The sequence below is a fragment of the Ekhidna sp. genome (assembly GCF_039940915.1).
In the GTDB taxonomy this organism is placed as follows: domain Bacteria; phylum Bacteroidota; class Bacteroidia; order Cytophagales; family Cyclobacteriaceae; genus Ekhidna.
Genome location: NZ_JBDVFO010000002.1, coordinates 1,464,531 through 1,480,801 on the forward strand (window position 1 = coordinate 1,464,531; position 16,271 = coordinate 1,480,801).

Consider the following 16,271-nt stretch of genomic DNA (forward strand, 5'->3'; position numbering starts at 1 on the left):
AGCACATGGCAAATCAACGAAGAATTGACCCACTACAAGTATTGGTAGAGATCGCAGTAATTACGGTTGGCATTGTGCTCGCATACCAACTAAATACTATGCGTGAAACAAATAAAACAGCGGAAGCTGAACGAAAAGTCTTGCGCGAAATAAAGTCCAACTTGGAATTGGATCTCATTGACCTGGATCAAAACATTTTAGCTCATCAAAATGCACTTCTGCTCATCGACTCTGTGAAAGAATGGAGTGGTGCATACGAGCCTCATATTGGAGAAATGTTCTTTCGCATTTTCAGGGACTACCTCTTTCTTCCCCAAACCAGTGCATTCGAGACGTTAAAATCTAAAGGTGTGGATCTTATCACAAATGACAGTATCCGAATCAAAACTCAGCGACTCTATGATTTCTACTATCAAATAATGATTAAATATGAGTCAGAGTATAAAGCCAATCAGCTCTTTGATGACTTTGAATGGCTCGTAATAAAGTATTACCGAACCTTTCCGATCAGACGGTCTGAGCAGCCCATCCCTAAAAGTAAATCAACAGATTGGCTCGATGACGATGAGCTAACTACTCGAATGGATATTGCACAACATGAGCATAGCTATGCTCTTAGAAGTTATCAGCTTGTCAAAAGCGAAATAAATAAGTTGATTGACATCATTAATCAAGAATTGGAAATCGAGTAACCATTTTTTAATCCTTTAGAAATGATAGTGAAACTCAAACACGAGAATGAAGTTATTGCCTCCACTATCCGCAAGGTCTTTCAAGCCTCTTATGCTATAGAAGCAGAGTTATTGAAGGCTAAAGATTTCCCCCCGCTGAAACGCCCCTTGGAAGACTTCATCAATACTGACACTGTTTTTTATGGGTACTATGTGGAAAATAGGCTAGCTGCGGCTATAGAAATCAAGAGTGAGCGTACAGTTACGCAAATTCATAGCCTTGTTGTTGACCCGACTTTCTTTCGAAGAGGTATAGCAAGCAAATTACTCGAGCTAGTCTTTCAAACATTCGATACGAAATTGTACACCGTTGAAACTGGAGCCGATAACGTTCCGGCTATAACCCTTTATGAGCGGTTTGGGTTCTCCCTGGTGAGGCAATGGATGACCGATATAGGCATTGAAAAAGTTGCCTTTGAGAAAAGGATCGATTAGTCTTCAACTACCTCGAATTCCACTCTCCGATTTAACTTTCTTGTTTCTTCCTTTTCATTACTTGCTATCGGCTGGTTCCCTCCATACCCCTTTCCACTTACACGAAATGCGCTAATGCCTTGTGAAAGTATATATGCTTTAGCAGCTTTCACCCGGGCTTCTGAGAGTTGTACGTTTTTCACAGGGTCGCCAGTGTTATCCGTATGTCCTTTGAGCAAGATTTTAATGTTTGGATTGTCATTTAATACTTCTACCACAAGATTCAATTCTTTTTCTGAACCTTCAACCATATTGGCAGTGCCCCTTTGAAAGAGTACGTGCTCTAGCGTGATCACACTTCCTTTGGCCACCGAAGCAAGGGGTATTTCATTTTCACCAGTTTTCAGCTGCTCATCCAACAGAAGCACCTTTGGTAAATAGCCTAAAGATTTCAACTCTATTTCCTCGCCGCTCAGTGAATCAATCTCAAATATTCCGTTTGCACCAATTCGTTTTTCTGATCCGATGATCATTTCTGCGGACAACGCTTCGTTGGTTTCAGCATCCACCACTTTCAGTACAATCGTAGAAGGATCAGTTGGCTCATTCCCTGCTTCAACCATCGGCTGTTCTTCGACTTGCACAGTATCCGCTTCGATTTCTTCTTTGAATTTAATCCTCATTATGTCTCCATACCCGTCACTGTCTTGAGAGCTCACGTAATAGGCCCATTCATTCCCATCTATAAATCCAAACGACGTTTCTGAACCCGTTGTATTTATTTGAGGTCCCAGATTTTTCGGTTCACTCCAGTTTCGCCAGGAATCATCTTGGCGAACTGTATAGAATAAATCAAAACTGCCTTGCCCTCCTCTTCCATTGGTCGCAAAAAAAAGTGTCCGGTTGTCTTCCGCGAGAAATGGCGTTATTTCTTGAAATTCTGTATTCAGCTGAAATCCAAGATTCTTTGCTCGATCCCAGCTTCCATCAGCCTTCTTCTTGACAATGTACAAGTCTTCAACTCCATACGTATTATTGGCTTCCAGGCTAAGAATCATATACCTGCCATCTCTGGAGATGCACCCACTTTGCATTGGAGACTTGTTTTTCAGGAATGGTATTTCTACTGTTTCTTCTTTTCCTTGAGAAAGGTATTTAACCTTTCCATAATGCATGCCTCGATCGAAGGTGACTTGATTGTACAAAACCCCATCTTCAGTAAACCCGATTGGGCTGATCATCCCCTTCTCACCAAGCCAATCTGGAAAAGTCAACACCTTCCATACTTGGGAATCAAAGGTTATTTCCTGAGTTGAAAATACGTCTGAAGATGCGGCCTTCCCACCCTTTTCTTCAGTAAAGGCTATCGATTGGTGAAAATGGCTAAGCACAAGATAGTTTTGACCATTTGGGGTATTCAATGAATCCACCGTATGACCTTTTCCTTCAAATGCTACTTGTGCTACTGAATGCAAGCTGACAACCAGTAAAATTGCAGTTATTGAACTTTTCAATTAATTTTTTATCTTTTTTTGTGAAAATTATTTGATAATATAAATATCCTAATATATTATTGTACTTGTAAAGTTTCTCTATTGGTTAGTTGGTGACAAAGCTAAACAGCTAGTGAATTACGAGTCCGGTGTGGTTAGCCGGACTTTTTTATTTCACAGGTTTACTAACAAACTTATTGCCAGCAATCACAAACCTCCAAGGTTTTAACGCGTCTTCTTCAGCATATTCTACTCCAATTCGGGTATCAGCTAAAATATTAAAATTCTTAAGTTCAGGATTATCCGCAATCCATATTCGATCAGCGAGTAAATCTTCGCCTGTCATTGCAACATTAATCCCCAGAGCTTGAGACAATGTACCGGGCCCAGACGCCAGTTTTGTTTTGGTGAATTTTCTCCTTTCATGCATCTCATCCATCCCCTGAATTGGCTCCAAAGCCCTGATCAGTACCGCATCCGCCTGTCCTTTCACATTGGTCACTACATTGAACAGGTGATGGATACCATAACAGAGATATACATAGGCTTTGCCTCCATCTCCATACATAACCTCAGTTCTTGGCGTTCGCTTCCCATTGGCATGGCACGCCTTATCTCCTCTACCGCAATAGGCTTCTGTCTCCACAATTTTTCCTGCGGTCAAAACATTATCTATGTTGGAAAAAAGCACTTTCCCCAATAAATCTTTTGCTATTTGCACGACATCTGTGTTTTGATAAAACGATCTTGGGAGTTTTTCGTAAACGGATGTATTAATTTCGAAAACCATAAAAAACCTTAAACTATGAAAAAAATTACAAATCTAATCGCGCTATGCGTGTTAGTAACTTTTAGTGCAACTGCACAAATCAACACTCCACAGCCGAGTCCTGCAGGATCTGTTAGTTCTACTGTAGGTCTTACGGAAATATCCATTGATTATTTCAGACCTGGCAAGAAAGGCAGAGACATCTTTGGAACTGGCGATGGATACCTTGAGCAGTTTGGTACTGTATGGAGAACTGGAGCGAATGCTGGAACAATTATTACTTTCAGCACAGATGTAAAAGTAGGCGGACAGGATGTGAAAGCTGGAGAGTATCAGATTGTAAGTATACCTGGAGCATCCGAATGGCAAGTTATGCTCCACACTGAAAAAATCGGCGGTAACATGGGCAACTACAAAGAAGAGAATGTAGCAGCCAAAGTATCAGTAAAGCCAGCTAAGGCAATGAGCACAATTGAAAGATTGACGTTTCAAATCACTGATATAAGTGCTGACAATACTTCTGCTAACATCCAATTTGGATGGGATAATGTAACGTGGAGTATTCCTGTGGAAGTCAATTTTCATGATGCGGTAATGAAGGACATAGCAGCTAAGACTCAGGTAAATCCTCAGAATTATACTGCTGCTGCTAATTATTATTTGGCTGCTGGCGAGAACTTGGAGCAAGCATTGGAGTGGATGAATCAGTACCTTGCTGTAGGTGAAAATGCCGGTCAATTCTGGCACGTACACACAAAAGCTCAGATTCTAGCTAAAATGGGCAATAAGAAAGATGCAATTGCAACTGCTAAAGATTCCATGGAGAAAGCGAAAAACTTTGCTCAAGGAGATTTTGGTTATGTTAAGAGAAACGAAGATTTGATTAAATCTCTTAAGTAAGAGATAGCAATCAAAACAAGAATATAAAAGCGTGGGCTCAGCTCACGCTTTTTTTATTGCCAATAAAGCCTTGCAGTATCAAACTCAACACGATGGTTCCTCCACAGCCTATGAGGTTATACCAGAGGTAACTTAAATTGAACATTCCTGCTTCAGTCATGAAATGGACAATGATCACGCTGGCTTGTGCAATGAGTGCCGCAATGAAAACCGAAGTTCCTCTTACTTTCTTAAAGAAGAATGCAACTAAAAATATCCCTAAGACTGTGCCATAGAATATCGATCCGATAATATTCACAGCCTCAATGAGGTTCTCTGAATTCTTAGCCAGAATTGCAAAGAGAATAGCCAGAACTCCCCATGCTAATGTTAAGAGCTTGGAAGTATTTAGGTAGTGATGATCAGACCCATCCTTTTTAATCGCCCGCTTGTAAAAATCTACCGAGGTTGTTGATGCCAGCGCATTGAGCTCTGAAGAAGTAGAAGACATGGCTGCAGAAAAAATTACTGCAATGAGAAGTCCAATCAATCCATGTGGTAAGTAGGTGGTGATAAATGTAAGGAACACATAATCGGAATCCTTTGTCTCCAAAGTGGAATCCGCCTTTAAAATCACTTCTTTAGCTTTTTGCCTCAGGGCAACGGATTTGGCATCAGCTACTTGCATTTGCTCAGCAAATGCAGTCCTTTCATGATCTGAAATCGCATAATTTGTTAATCCTTTTGCAGCTGTTCTTCGCTCTTCCAATGCATGCGCATAATCATGATTAATCAGCTCAAACTCATCTGCATATGCGGAGTTTTCCACAATATCTACTGACGCTTCCTTAAAATGAATGGGTGGGTTGTAGAAGATGAAGAATACATACACCATGACCCCTACAAACAGGATGAAGAACTGCATGGGAATCTTCAAAATAGCGTTGAACATCAAACCCATTCTACTTTCTGCTGCACTTGTTCCTCCTAGGTATCGTTGCACCTGCGATTGATCGGTACCGAAATAAGAAAGTGCAAGAAAAAAACCTCCAGTAAGCCCCGACCAAATGGTATAGCGCTCTCCCGCATCTGTACTAAAATTGACGGCCTCCAATTTTCCTAAATTTCCAGCAATCTCAAGCGCACCACCAAAAGTTGTGTGATCTCCAATGTATCCGATGATGACAAAGAAGGCAGCAAACATTCCTGCCATGATTACTCCCATTTGTTGCTTTTGCGTAATGGAAACTGCTTTTGTTCCTCCAGATACCGTGTAGATAATTACCAAAATGCCTGTCCCTAGTATAGTGACCGTCAGATTCCAATGGAGTATGGAGGAAATAATTATTGCTGGAGCATATATCGTTATCCCTGCAGCCAGGCCTCGCTGAATGAGAAAGAGCGTAGCACCGAGATATCGAGTTTTCAGGTCAAATCTCTTTTCTAAAAACTCATACGCTGTATAAACCTTGAGTCGATAAAAGATGGGAATAAAAACTGCTGATACTACGATGAGCGCGATAGGCAATCCAAAATAATTTTGAACAAACCCCATGCCGCTCTCATACGCTTGACCTGGTGTAGAAATAAACGTAATAGCACTGGCTTGAGTAGCCATTACTGAAAGCCCTATGGTTCCCCATTTCATTGAATGTCCGCCGAGCAGGTATCCTTCAATGTCTTTTTGTCCTCTTGTCTTATAAACGCCGTAGGCTACAATAAATAGCAATGTGCCGAAAAGCACAATCAGGTCAAGGTTATTCATTTAATATGCTGAGCTAAAGAAATAAAATAAAAGGATAAGTACGACTAACCAGCCTGCAACGAAAATGTAGAGGTAGCGCCATTTTTTAAAAAATGGTGGTTTATCAATGTTTCTTTCCGAAATCAATTCTGTCATTTACCTAATGAAATTAAGTTTACAAAAATTCTGTATGCTCCTGGCACCCCTGCTGGCAGTTCTCTAAACCAGCTGTAGCCAGAATACACATAATACCCCTCTCCATACTTTGCAACGAGTAGTCCTCCAGATTTTGGACTTTCACCGGGATCATTACTTTTTAGAATTGGAGTGAAATCCTTAGACCACTCATTCGGGAAGTACAAACCTCTTTCCTGAACCCAACCCTCAAAATCTTTATCTGTGATTCTGTTTGGTCCATTCATTACTGGATGATCAAATCCAATAATCTCTACAGGTGCATGCTCTACTGACACCCTGTCTCGTGAGAGCTTAAGTTCATACGGTGCGATTTTCTTTGTTACCAGACGATGGCTTGTATTGTATTGTATGATCAGGTTACCACCATTTTTAACGTAATCGAAGAGTTCTACATTTTTGTAAGAAAGCCAATCAACGGTGTTAAACGCACGTACACCCAGAATAACAGCATCGTATTTCTTCAAATTGTCAGACATAACCTCATCCTTACCAAGGGTTGTCACACTGTATCCTATCTGCTCAAGGTTTTGAGGGATATCATCTCCAGCACCTTCTATATATCCAATGCTATTTCCTTTTTTCTTCAGATTCAACCGCACCACCTTTACCTGAGCTTTGGGATAAAGGGTTTGCTTTGGGATATGATCATAATCAATAATTGACAATCCCTCCTCATAGATTTTATTATTAACGGTCGCTTTTACCGACACAATCCCTTCCGAACCCTTTTTAGGAGGTGTAATGCTAAATGTGAAAACTTGCTCCTCCCTTTTTTGTGCCAATTGAAAATCATACCCTTCTGGAGTGACCGTCCAACCTTTTGGTGCTGCTAATGTGACGTTCCCGGCACAGTTTTCCTTACCCGCTGTTACTCTTACGTCAACAGATTTCGGTTCATCATCTCCAAAGACGAGAACCCCTCCTGATATGTTCGCTGTAACTGGAGGCCCAATGGTGAGCGGCTCACTCACCTCTCCGTCAACAGGGTCAGTGTGTTTAAAGACGACAGGAATGTTTAAAACAATCGGTGTTCCACTCAAAGATATCGTTACTTCTCCTTCTATGGCAGGATCATTCTCAGGCTTTCCGATTAATTCTTGCTCATTTACCCTATACATTCCAAGCTCTCCCTTTTCCTTTAACCAATAGGGGTGGGTATTGGTCATTCCCGCAGGAATGACAAAATTCATTTCCGAATTAAACCGCTTATTATCAAGCAATTGAGCATTGAAGGAAATTGGATTCACCCAATTCTTAAACTTTATTTGATCCAAATGAATGCTTAATTCGCTGCGATTAATTGCCTCCAGATTAATGACGATTGAGTCTCCAATGGTATAATTCGATTGATCTGCTCTTAAGGAAAGATAGAGACCGGAAGCCGCGACAATTAACTCATCAATTTCTTTTTGCTTGATATTTTTCCAGAAGTCATCTTGAATTTCATCCAGTGCTTTACGTGCGGCCATCAATGGCTCAACAATCTTTGACGGTGCTTTTTCATCGTATTCGCTGATCGCCTTGTTAATAAAGAAAGCAACTTCTTCAGATCCATCGACTCTTTCCCATGAAGTATCTATCCCCTCGAACACTCCTTTGCCTTCATCTCCTCCCCATTGTTGTAAATACTCCTCCTGATCTCCTCTAGAGCCTGAAGACCCAAAACCCTGACTCTTATGCATGCTTCTACTCTTGGCTGCAATTTCTGTATAAGATTCCCCAAGTAGATTATTGTATCCACCTACGTTTAATGTGATCAACTCGTCAGCTTCCTGATTCGAGTTTCTAACCGACCATCGACCTATGTTCCAAAAGATTTTCTTAGGTTGCCATGTGTCAATATAAGTCAATTGCTCAGGGTATGCATTTGCAGCGCCACTGAGCTTAAAAGCTTCTCTTGCCAAAATAGCACTCGCAGTATGATGTCCATGTGACGGAGCTGTATCGCTAAATCGAGTTATGATCACATCTGGCTTAAACTTTCTGAATGTCCAAACAAAATCCGCCAATACTTTTTCGCGATCCCAAATATTAAACGTCTCACTAGGGTTTTTAGAATATCCAAAATCGTTTGCTCGGGAAAAAAATTGTTGACCACCATCGGTATTACGAGCTGCCAATAGCTCTTGTGTTCTAATGAGTCCCAGTTCTTCTCGGATTTGTGGTCCAACGAGGTTTTGTCCTCCGTCTCCGCGGGTGGCGGATAAATATGCTGTCCGCATAAGTTCTCCATTGGCGTAGTAAGCAATGAGTCGTGTATTTTCATCGTCTGGGTGAGCTGCTACATATAGAACAGACCCGAGAACGTTCAATTTCTCTAGCTTTTGACGAATATCGCCTGGTTTGTAGGAGTTTGTTTGTTGAGAATACAGATTAAGCGAGAGCGCTAGCAGTAGGCTCAATAAAGCATGGATTTTCATAGAAAGGTTTTCGTTGCGGTTTGTTACGAGATAAAAACTGGAAAGTTATGTGAATTGTATAAATGGCAAATTTAGATGCAATCATTATCCCTTAGATATTTTCTATACATTTAAATACCAAACGCCTAGTCTTGAAAACTCCGCCAAAAAATTATGTTAGTGGTGATCTGGAAAGCATCACCTTTGTGATCAAAGTTGGCTTTTTACTACTTCCTGCATTGCTTTCTTTTATGTTCGTGCTTTTTCTTTTTCAAGGCGAGTATACAATGGCACTTGTTCTTGCCATTGGCCTTCTTTTTACTTTTTACGCAAGAAAACGCCTACTAGGAGGAAACCTTCATAAAGCAGTAATCTTAACAGTGGTTTTTTTTAATGTTTTATTGACCTTGATATGTACGCTGGGGAATGGCATTAACGACATTGCGATTGTCGGCTACCCAATTATCATTGGCTTTTCAGGCATAATCTTAGATCAAAAAAAGCTAGCACTCGCCACAAGCTTAAGTTTAATTGGTGTGACATGGTTGGTTGTAAGCGAACACTTCCAAATACATAACATCACCTATGTATATGAAACCAATTCGAGTGATTTCTTCATCATTTCTTTTATGATCGTTATCGGAGGTTTTGTCGCTTTTAGCCTTATGAACATCATGAAAAATGCTCTAGCCAACGCTCAGTCTGAAATTTCAATCAGTAAAAATGAAGCTGACAATCTCGCGGAGCAGGTAGGCGAAAAACTAGAGATAATTGAAGAAATTCATAGGACAGCCATCAACAGTTTAACTCACATACAACAGCTCATTAGTTATCAGAGGAAAAGTTCTCATCATCTAGCGGCTACATATAGTAGTCTTACCAGAAAGGTTCTAGTCATAGAAACTGCTCACCAAATTCTACTTTCGACTCAAACTCCAATGATGCTTGAAATTCAAGCATTTACGATCGAGCTAGTAAAAAAGTATGAAAGAAAAAAAGAGACACAGGCGATACAAATAAACACAGATCAGGTCCCTCTGATGATCAGATCAGATATAGCCATCAACTATGGAATTTGTATTCTTGAACTCATTCATGAAGCTGATGGAAACGCAAATGGAGAACTTTGCATTGATCTCATGACTGAAAGTGCAGTTTTATTTAAGCTATCAGGTTTTGTAAGCACAAAAACTATCGAACAAGGAATCGTGATGGATCTGCTTACAAAACAGCTAAAAGGAGTACTCACAAAATCTACTCAAGAATTCACATTCACTTTTACCCCTGAAGCAGGATAATGAAGCTGGATTGGCAAGCATATAAAATTTCAGACCATTACGCTAAGAAAGAAGTAGCTAACCAACTACAACTCTTCTTGTATGTCATACCAGTTATTGCCATAATTCTTGCTTTAGTAAACCTTATTTTGGGCCTTACAGAAATTGCGCTAGCCACCCTGATGGTTCCATTCTTTTGTGGAATTTCTCTTGTGGCCCTAAAAAAAGGGTACATAAACACCTCCATGATTTTGATAGTCTCAATCATGATGGTGTCTACTAGCATCATTTGCATTCTAGGCTCTCGGATACATGAAGTTGGCATTATAATTTTCCCCGTAATCGTCATCTTCTCTGGATTGGTCATGAACTTCAGAGGTGTTGTCATAACAACATCTGTCGTTCTTTTTTGCATCGCTTTAATTGTGTTTGGCGATCTATGGAGTTTTTTTCCAGAAAGTGAAATTAAGGAGTCTAAGTGGCTAGAACTTGCCGTAGTAATTTCAGTAATCATCATTCACACCTTCATCACATATAGTTTTTCGAGAATTACAAGGAGAAATCTGAGTAAGATTCAAGATGAACTAAAGAATCAAAGGCGCTATAAAAATGAAATTGCGGAGAATCTGTCAGAAAAAACAGAGCTGCTCAGACTAGTTCACCACAGAGTAAAGAACAATCTGCTCCTTGTCAATAGTTTGATTGAACTTGAATCCTACGGACAGCCTCAAGTAAAAAATGAGTTAAAGGAAATAACAGAGAGCATCCATGCAATCGCAAGAGCTCATGATCCCTTGTATCATACGGATGATTACAAACAGGTTGCAATAAGGCCTTACTTAGAAAAATTGATTAATAATTTCATTCAAAAAAATCAGGTTAAATCGCTCAATATAGAAATCGAAGATTGCTTAATCTTTCATGCAAAAGCTCTCCACCTAGGCATCATTATTCAGCGGATTCTTTCATGCATGCAGAATCTCCCATTGATGGAGTTAAGCGTAAGATTAAGAAAGTCCTCAAATCAAATTCATTTGGATATCTACAATCAAAGTGAAAACGAGTTTGCTTTGAAAGACACACCTTCTATAAAACTATTGATCAATGAGTCAGAAGGAAAAGTCGAAATAGATGAACGCAAGGTTGCAATTTCCTTACTTCTATTTTCCGAGATAGTCGGTTAGCCTAGTTTGCTAAAATCTTTAACGTCAGCATCTGTTTTCAGAATTCGCTGAAAAATACCATTAAGATCCTCAAAGTCCCAAGGCTTAGTCACAAAGTCATGGATGCCAAAATCGCCGATTGTTTCATACAAATCAGCTCTTTTAATAAAGCCGCTAAGAATCATTCTTTTGATCTCTGGCTTGAAAGTAAATACATCCTTCAGTAACTCAACCCCAGACATGTGTGGCATTCTATGGTCTGTTACTATCAAGTCTATCTTTTCCTTTTTTATGACTTCAAGCGCTTCATGCGGCCCCAAAGCAGTGTGCACATTGTAGAGTCTTCTAAAGGTAGATTTAAAGCCTCTAAGATTCGGCATCTCGTCATCCACGTATAGGATGGTATACTCCTTTTCAACTTTTGTAGCTTGTCTAGCTGCTCTTCTAGCCGCTCTACGTTCTGCTCTTTCTTCTGCTGTAAGTGTTTCCATAAGCACAAATCTTCATTACAAAAATACACGAATTAACGAGGATCGAATATCTATTTTTAGTTAGGCAAAATACTTATCGCAAAATTTTATTTCAAAGGATATTTCTTTAAACACCAAAATGAACAACTCCCTTTTCTTAGGACAGGTTTAAAACTGAGGCGTGGATTTTCCGTACAAAATCACATGAAACTCTTCTCCTTTTTTTTTATCGCACATTTACTTATTTCTTGCTCTAGTGCTCAGGAAAAACTACCCGATAAGCTTAGTTGTGAATGGTGTGGAGCAAACGAAGCTCCCAAAGACATCACGTCTAATACGACAATCGCTGAGATCAGCGAAAAGGGTCAAAGAATAAAAATTAGCGGAACCGTCTACCTAGCGGATGGTGAAACGCCAGCAGGCAATGTCATCCTCTACCTATATCATACAAATGCTGAAGGTGTATATCCGAAAAAAGGAAATGAAACTGGAAATGGTCAAAGGCACGGGTATTTGAGGTCCTGGGTCAGAACTGGTGATGATGGAATATATTCTTTTGAAACAATTAAGCCAGAGCCATATCCCGGCAGGAACGTTCCCGCTCATATTCACATCACTGTCAAAGAACTAAAGAAAAAAGAATATTGGCTGAAGGATTATTTCTTTGAAGGAGACAAGCTGCTGTCAGCAAAAGACAGAAAAAATGAGTCGGGAAATGATCGATTCAATCATGTAGTAAAACTGACTCGACAAGGTCCTATTCTCATTGGGGAAAGAAATATTCTCCTTAAAGATTAGCTTGCTTGCTTCAATGTAAAACTGAATATTGTCCCTTTGCCTGTGGGATTATCCATCACGGATAATGTCCCGTCATTCTGCGTAATTAGATCATTGCAAATGAACAGACCAACTCCAGAACTTTTTTCATTCTCTGTGCCAGGGCGTTTGTTGTCTTTCTTCATTTCAAATAAATGACTTTTCATTTCATCTGGTATGCCTATTCCCGAATCAATGACTTTTATCAAAATATCTGTTGACCGTTTTTCTATTTTCATCTCTACACTCCCCCCTTTTTCCGTAAATTTCACACCATTCGATAGTAGATTCCTGATGATCACTTTTAGCGCATTCTTGTCAAATAAACAGACCGCATTTGTATCTCCACTTAGCTTAAAACTCAAATCTTTGGATGCTATATTGGGATTCGCTTGGGTTACCGCCGGATCAATAATCTCTTTCAATACGATATCTTCCTGTTGTATCCGTTTATTTTGGGAGGCCGCATGCCCCCACTCCATCAATTCATCAAGCATCTGTATCGTATGATCAACTCCTTTGTCAATCGTTCCCATAAACTCTTTAGCTTGATCGATCCCTACTTGATCTTCTCGCACAAGTGTAATGACACTTTTCAAGTTGCTCATAGGTCCACGAATATCATGACTAACAATCCGTATTAAAGTATCTCTCAACAAACTTGCCCTTGAAATTTCAGAGGTTTTTTCGTTAACGCGTTTTTCCAAATTTTTATTAAGCTCTTGGTTTTCTTTAAATGAGCTAGCAAAAATTTCTGACAAACCAATGGATTGTAAAAAGAGGAAAATAACAAACCCTGTATTCACAAGATTGGGCCCAGCATCAATATAAATTACCCCTGCAATTTTCAGTAACTCAGCCATTACAAACAGAAAACTCATCGCTGTACCTGAAAGGATAAACATAGCTCCCACGCTTTTATCCATTACTGCTTTTATTAAAACAATAAACATCAAAACATAGGAACCCAGAATAACAAACTGATAAGCGTATAGTGTGTTATAGAAAAAGCTATACGAGGTGAAAATCACTACCAATAAAAAAACGCAGGATATCGCAATGAATGCGGTGATATACTTCTTTGTTTTAAGATTAGGATATAGTGTATAACTGAAAAGCACAGACAGAGGAGCACCCGCGTAGCTACTGAAAAATTCAATTTTTCGACCCAGGGCTAGCGAGAAATCAGGAAAAAAAGCATAAAAAATCATCGAACCATCATCGACGAGCGTCGCCCTCAGAAACATGAAAAAAGACAATAGCCCCAAATAGAGATAGTATTTCTTCCGAACCTGACTAAACAAAACAAGGTTGTACGCAGCAAAAATTGCAATGCTGCCTATCTCCATCATTTCTATTTGATACTGCATAAGTCGCCCATATTGATTGAATTGGTTAATTAAAGAATCTACTCGATAATAGACAAGCCGCTATCGTAAATTTTCGACCATTGACTTTATTAATCTACATATTTCTATATCTTTAGCTAACCTCAAAAGTTCGAATTATGTCAATGTACTGCCTTGTCTGGAAATACAAAGTATCGGCGAATCACGCCAAGTTTGAAGAAGAATATGGTCGCAGCGGTAGCTGGTTTAAGTTTTTTGAGTCTTCTGAAGATTACTTAGGAAGCGAGCTGATGAAACATGCCGATGGTAAAAGCTACATCTTGATAGATAAGTGGATGAGTAAGTCTGACTATCAGGACTTTATCGACGAAAACAAAGCTGATTACGATCAACTCAACCAAAACTGCAAAGCGCTTTATGATGAGGAAGAAGACATGGGAGAACATGATCTTCTTCAATAATTATAACCTGGGATGATTATCATCGTTGAGTTGAATGGAACATAATCAACTCAAACATGAAATCGACTCTCAAAATCACTTCTATTTTAGGCCTTACGGCTATTTTAATTTTCTCATTCATTTCTAAATCTGCTGAATCAACTGCCGAAGAAGAGGCGGTAAAAAAAGTAGTTTTCGAATCTTATGTCAATGGGGCATTCAATGAGTTGGACGCGGAGGCAATGGAAAATGGATTCCACAAAGATTTCGCGATCTATTCAGTAAAAGGCACAGAAATTGGCAAATATGCTATTGCTGACTGGGTGGCCAGCACAAGAAAAAGAAAAACGGATGATTACGATCCTAAGAACGTTAAGAATGTTTGGGATCACAACTTTGCAAATGTGGATGTGACTGGAGGCGCAGCTCAGGTCAAAGTAGAGCTTAAAAATCAAGGTAAACATGTATATACTGATTACTTAAGTCTAATGAAGTTTGAAAGCGGATGGAAAATTGTAGCCAAAGTCTACCACAGACATTAAAACAGCAAAACAATCTATTAAAGACATTACAAAAGAGCCTTGATATTTATCAGGGCTTTATTTTTGTTCAATGAAAATTAGACAAGCAATTACGTCTGATGTTATTGATATTGTGGCCTTGCTTGCTGATGACGAATTAGGAAGTAAAAGAGAACGCTATTCGAATCCACTCCCGCAAGTCTACTATGACTCATTTGTTAAAATCGAGCAAGATCCAAATCAGCATTTAATAGTTGCAGAAGAAAATGGGGAAATTGTAGGTACAGCCCAGCTTTCATTCATTCCATATCTCACATATCAAGGCGGTATGCGAGCCCAAATTGAGGCGGTAAGAATTAAATCTGATAGAAGAGGAACAGGGTTAGGTGAAAAATTATTTACATGGATGATTGAGAAAGCAAAAAGTAACGGCGCTCACGTACTTCAATTGACCACTGACAAGAAAAGACCAGACGCTCTACGATTCTACGAGAAAATGGGCTTTCTTGCCACGCACGAAGGAATGAAAATACATTTTTGACTACCTAAAGACCTACCTCATCCCAGACATGGGACTTGGCGTACTTAAAATAACCTTGATCAATGAGTATCGGTGATACAAGATTATTATGATAAAGTCCACCTGTCCCCAATCCATGATGCTCTTTATTTTCAGGATACAAGCTGGCAAATTGAGCGATTGCATTTAAACCCAGATTAGACTCTAAATAAGAGGTAATCCACCATTCAATTCCATGAATTTCGGCCAGGTCTATCCATTCCTTTACAGAAGAAAAACCTCCATGCAAGGTTGGTTTCAATACCAGAAAATGAGGCTTTAGCTCTTGCAGTAAATCGACTCGATCTCTCGATGAATGAATACCGATCAATTCCTCATCCAAGGCAATCGGTATCTTGCTTCGATTGCAAATGAGCTCCATCGCCTCCGGCTGCATGGGCATAATTGGCTGCTCAATAGAATGAATATTAAACTTGTTTAGCCTTTCCAGGTTGGATAAAACTTCATTTGTATGGAAAGCACCATTCGCATCCAGTCGGATAATTAACTCTTCGGAAAAGTCTCTCAAAGACTTGATAATCTTCAGTTCGGTCTCAAAATCCAGAGCACCTACCTTTAGTTTTATACAACTGAAGCCAGCATCCAGCTTTTCCCTGATCTGATCCTTCATAAAAGCCTCATCGCCCATCCATATTAATCCATTGATTGGAATATTAATCTTATTGAGGTCTTCGGAAAAGATCAGCTTTTTGCCTCCTCGGTGTAAATCTAGCAGCGCCACTTCCAATCCAAATCGAACACTCGGAATACTGGATGGAACCAGTTTGGAAACCAGGCTGAAGATTTCTTCCTCCGAAGAAGGTATTTTAATTTTCGCAAGTTCTGGTTTAAGTCGCTCCAGAAATACGGGCACCTCCTCGATATCCTCTGGACTTAATCGATGGATAGGTGCCACCTCTCCCCATCCCACGGCACCATTTTCGTCTTGAACTCTCATGAACCATACTTTACGATTGGTCATTTCTCCACGACTTGTGCGGGCTGAAAATTTAAAATCAAGAATGTAGGGTATAACTTCGAGGCGCATT

General features: G+C 39.7%; 16 protein-coding genes. 9 read left to right on the forward strand and 7 right to left on the reverse strand.

Annotated features, from left to right (window positions below):
- Positions 1-5: 5 nt before the first annotated feature.
- Together ABJF57_RS11545 and ABJF57_RS11550 are read left to right on the forward strand one after the other, a co-directional pair.
- Positions 6-692 (forward strand): DUF6090 family protein, encoded by a 687-nt coding sequence (locus ABJF57_RS11545; protein ID WP_462229176.1) that lies wholly within the window; start codon positions 6-8, stop codon positions 690-692.
- Positions 693-713: 21 nt separating this feature from the next.
- A complete protein-coding gene (locus ABJF57_RS11550; RefSeq protein WP_462229178.1) occupies positions 714-1,166 on the forward strand; it encodes a GNAT family N-acetyltransferase in 453 nt (150 codons plus the stop codon).
- On the opposite strand, the gene ABJF57_RS11555 is transcribed toward ABJF57_RS11550, so the two are convergent.
- Together ABJF57_RS11555 and ABJF57_RS11560 are read right to left on the reverse strand one after the other, a co-directional pair.
- Complete coding sequence (locus ABJF57_RS11555) at positions 1,163-2,659, reverse strand: OmpA family protein (RefSeq protein ID WP_462229180.1); 1,497 nt, start codon at positions 2,657-2,659, stop codon at positions 1,163-1,165. The genes ABJF57_RS11550 and ABJF57_RS11555 overlap by 4 nt on opposite strands.
- A gap of 148 nt (positions 2,660-2,807) precedes the next feature.
- Positions 2,808-3,428, reverse strand: a complete 621-nt coding sequence (locus ABJF57_RS11560) for a DNA-3-methyladenine glycosylase (RefSeq protein WP_462229182.1) — start codon at positions 3,426-3,428, stop codon at positions 2,808-2,810.
- 15 nt (positions 3,429-3,443) lie between these two features.
- On the opposite strand from ABJF57_RS11560, the gene ABJF57_RS11565 reads away from it, so the two are divergent.
- The gene (locus tag ABJF57_RS11565) at positions 3,444-4,307 is read left to right on the forward strand and encodes a DUF2911 domain-containing protein (RefSeq protein ID WP_462229184.1); all 864 of its coding nucleotides are present in this window, start codon (positions 3,444-3,446) and stop codon (positions 4,305-4,307) included.
- Positions 4,308-4,344: 37 nt separating this feature from the next.
- Here the strand turns inward: ABJF57_RS11565 and ABJF57_RS11570 are convergent, their stop codons facing one another.
- Both ABJF57_RS11570 and ABJF57_RS11575 read right to left on the reverse strand, forming a co-directional pair.
- Positions 4,345-6,051: a sodium:solute symporter family protein gene (locus tag ABJF57_RS11570; protein ID WP_462229186.1), complete on the reverse strand. Its 1,707-nt coding sequence runs from the start codon at positions 6,049-6,051 to the stop codon at positions 4,345-4,347.
- A gap of 131 nt (positions 6,052-6,182) precedes the next feature.
- A complete protein-coding gene (locus tag ABJF57_RS11575) occupies positions 6,183-8,630 on the reverse strand; it encodes a PIG-L family deacetylase (protein ID WP_462229188.1) in 2,448 nt (815 codons plus the stop codon).
- Between the two features lie 149 nt (positions 8,631-8,779).
- Here ABJF57_RS11575 and ABJF57_RS11580 point away from each other — a divergent pair, with 149 nt between their 5' ends.
- Both ABJF57_RS11580 and ABJF57_RS11585 read left to right on the forward strand, forming a co-directional pair.
- Positions 8,780-9,925 (forward strand): sensor histidine kinase family protein, encoded by a 1,146-nt coding sequence (locus tag ABJF57_RS11580; RefSeq protein ID WP_462229190.1) that lies wholly within the window; start codon positions 8,780-8,782, stop codon positions 9,923-9,925.
- Positions 9,925-11,088: a histidine kinase dimerization/phosphoacceptor domain -containing protein gene (locus ABJF57_RS11585; protein WP_462229192.1), complete on the forward strand. Its 1,164-nt coding sequence runs from the start codon at positions 9,925-9,927 to the stop codon at positions 11,086-11,088. Before ABJF57_RS11580 ends, ABJF57_RS11585 begins: the two co-directional genes overlap by 1 nt.
- Here ABJF57_RS11585 and ABJF57_RS11590 read toward each other — a convergent pair.
- The gene (locus ABJF57_RS11590; protein ID WP_462229194.1) at positions 11,085-11,558 is read right to left on the reverse strand and encodes a response regulator; all 474 of its coding nucleotides are present in this window, start codon (positions 11,556-11,558) and stop codon (positions 11,085-11,087) included. The two genes, ABJF57_RS11585 and ABJF57_RS11590, sit on opposite strands and share 4 nt — an antisense overlap.
- Positions 11,559-11,741: 183 nt before the next feature.
- Between ABJF57_RS11590 and ABJF57_RS11595 the strand changes: the two genes are divergently transcribed.
- Positions 11,742-12,335 carry a dioxygenase family protein gene (locus tag ABJF57_RS11595; RefSeq protein ID WP_462229196.1) on the forward strand — a complete coding sequence of 198 codons (594 nt, stop codon included), beginning with the start codon at positions 11,742-11,744 and terminating at the stop codon, positions 12,333-12,335.
- Here ABJF57_RS11595 and ABJF57_RS11600 read toward each other — a convergent pair.
- Positions 12,332-13,723: a sensor histidine kinase gene (locus ABJF57_RS11600; RefSeq protein WP_462229198.1), complete on the reverse strand. Its 1,392-nt coding sequence runs from the start codon at positions 13,721-13,723 to the stop codon at positions 12,332-12,334. The two genes, ABJF57_RS11595 and ABJF57_RS11600, sit on opposite strands and share 4 nt — an antisense overlap.
- A gap of 137 nt (positions 13,724-13,860) precedes the next feature.
- On the opposite strand from ABJF57_RS11600, the gene ABJF57_RS11605 reads away from it, so the two are divergent.
- The 3 genes from ABJF57_RS11605 (at position 13,861) to ABJF57_RS11615 (ending at position 15,204) form a co-directional block, all read left to right on the forward strand.
- Positions 13,861-14,163: a hypothetical protein gene (locus ABJF57_RS11605; RefSeq protein WP_462229200.1), complete on the forward strand. Its 303-nt coding sequence runs from the start codon at positions 13,861-13,863 to the stop codon at positions 14,161-14,163.
- A gap of 56 nt (positions 14,164-14,219) precedes the next feature.
- Positions 14,220-14,684 (forward strand): nuclear transport factor 2 family protein, encoded by a 465-nt coding sequence (locus ABJF57_RS11610; protein WP_462229202.1) that lies wholly within the window; start codon positions 14,220-14,222, stop codon positions 14,682-14,684.
- A gap of 70 nt (positions 14,685-14,754) precedes the next feature.
- Positions 14,755-15,204, forward strand: coding sequence for an N-acetyltransferase family protein (locus tag ABJF57_RS11615; protein WP_462229203.1), 450 nt, complete (start codon positions 14,755-14,757; stop codon positions 15,202-15,204).
- A gap of 4 nt (positions 15,205-15,208) precedes the next feature.
- On the opposite strand, the gene menC is transcribed toward ABJF57_RS11615, so the two are convergent.
- Positions 15,209-16,270, reverse strand: a complete 1,062-nt coding sequence (menC, locus tag ABJF57_RS11620; RefSeq protein WP_462229205.1) for an o-succinylbenzoate synthase — start codon at positions 16,268-16,270, stop codon at positions 15,209-15,211.
- Between the last annotated feature and the right edge of the window lies 1 nt (position 16,271).

Bases quoted from the DNA above. Each gene is read 5' to 3' on its own strand.
- ABJF57_RS11605 (WP_462229200.1), top strand. From the start codon at position 13,861: ATGTCAATGTACTGCCTTGTCTGGAAATACAAAGTATCGGCGAATCAC.
- ABJF57_RS11550 (WP_462229178.1), top strand. From the start codon at position 714: ATGATAGTGAAACTCAAACACGAGAATGAAGTTATTGCCTCCACTATC.
- ABJF57_RS11590 (WP_462229194.1), bottom strand. From the start codon at position 11,558: ATGGAAACACTTACAGCAGAAGAAAGAGCAGAACGTAGAGCGGCTAGA.
- ABJF57_RS11595 (WP_462229196.1), top strand. From the start codon at position 11,742: ATGAAACTCTTCTCCTTTTTTTTTATCGCACATTTACTTATTTCTTGC.
- ABJF57_RS11610 (WP_462229202.1), top strand. From the start codon at position 14,220: ATGAAATCGACTCTCAAAATCACTTCTATTTTAGGCCTTACGGCTATT.
- menC (WP_462229205.1), bottom strand. From the start codon at position 16,270: ATGCGCCTCGAAGTTATACCCTACATTCTTGATTTTAAATTTTCAGCC.
- ABJF57_RS11570 (WP_462229186.1), bottom strand. From the start codon at position 6,051: ATGAATAACCTTGACCTGATTGTGCTTTTCGGCACATTGCTATTTATT.
- ABJF57_RS11615 (WP_462229203.1), top strand. From the start codon at position 14,755: ATGAAAATTAGACAAGCAATTACGTCTGATGTTATTGATATTGTGGCC.
- ABJF57_RS11545 (WP_462229176.1), top strand. From the start codon at position 6: ATGGCAAATCAACGAAGAATTGACCCACTACAAGTATTGGTAGAGATC.
- ABJF57_RS11560 (WP_462229182.1), bottom strand. From the start codon at position 3,428: ATGGTTTTCGAAATTAATACATCCGTTTACGAAAAACTCCCAAGATCG.
- ABJF57_RS11565 (WP_462229184.1), top strand. From the start codon at position 3,444: ATGAAAAAAATTACAAATCTAATCGCGCTATGCGTGTTAGTAACTTTT.
- ABJF57_RS11600 (WP_462229198.1), bottom strand. From the start codon at position 13,723: ATGCAGTATCAAATAGAAATGATGGAGATAGGCAGCATTGCAATTTTT.
- ABJF57_RS11585 (WP_462229192.1), top strand. From the start codon at position 9,925: ATGAAGCTGGATTGGCAAGCATATAAAATTTCAGACCATTACGCTAAG.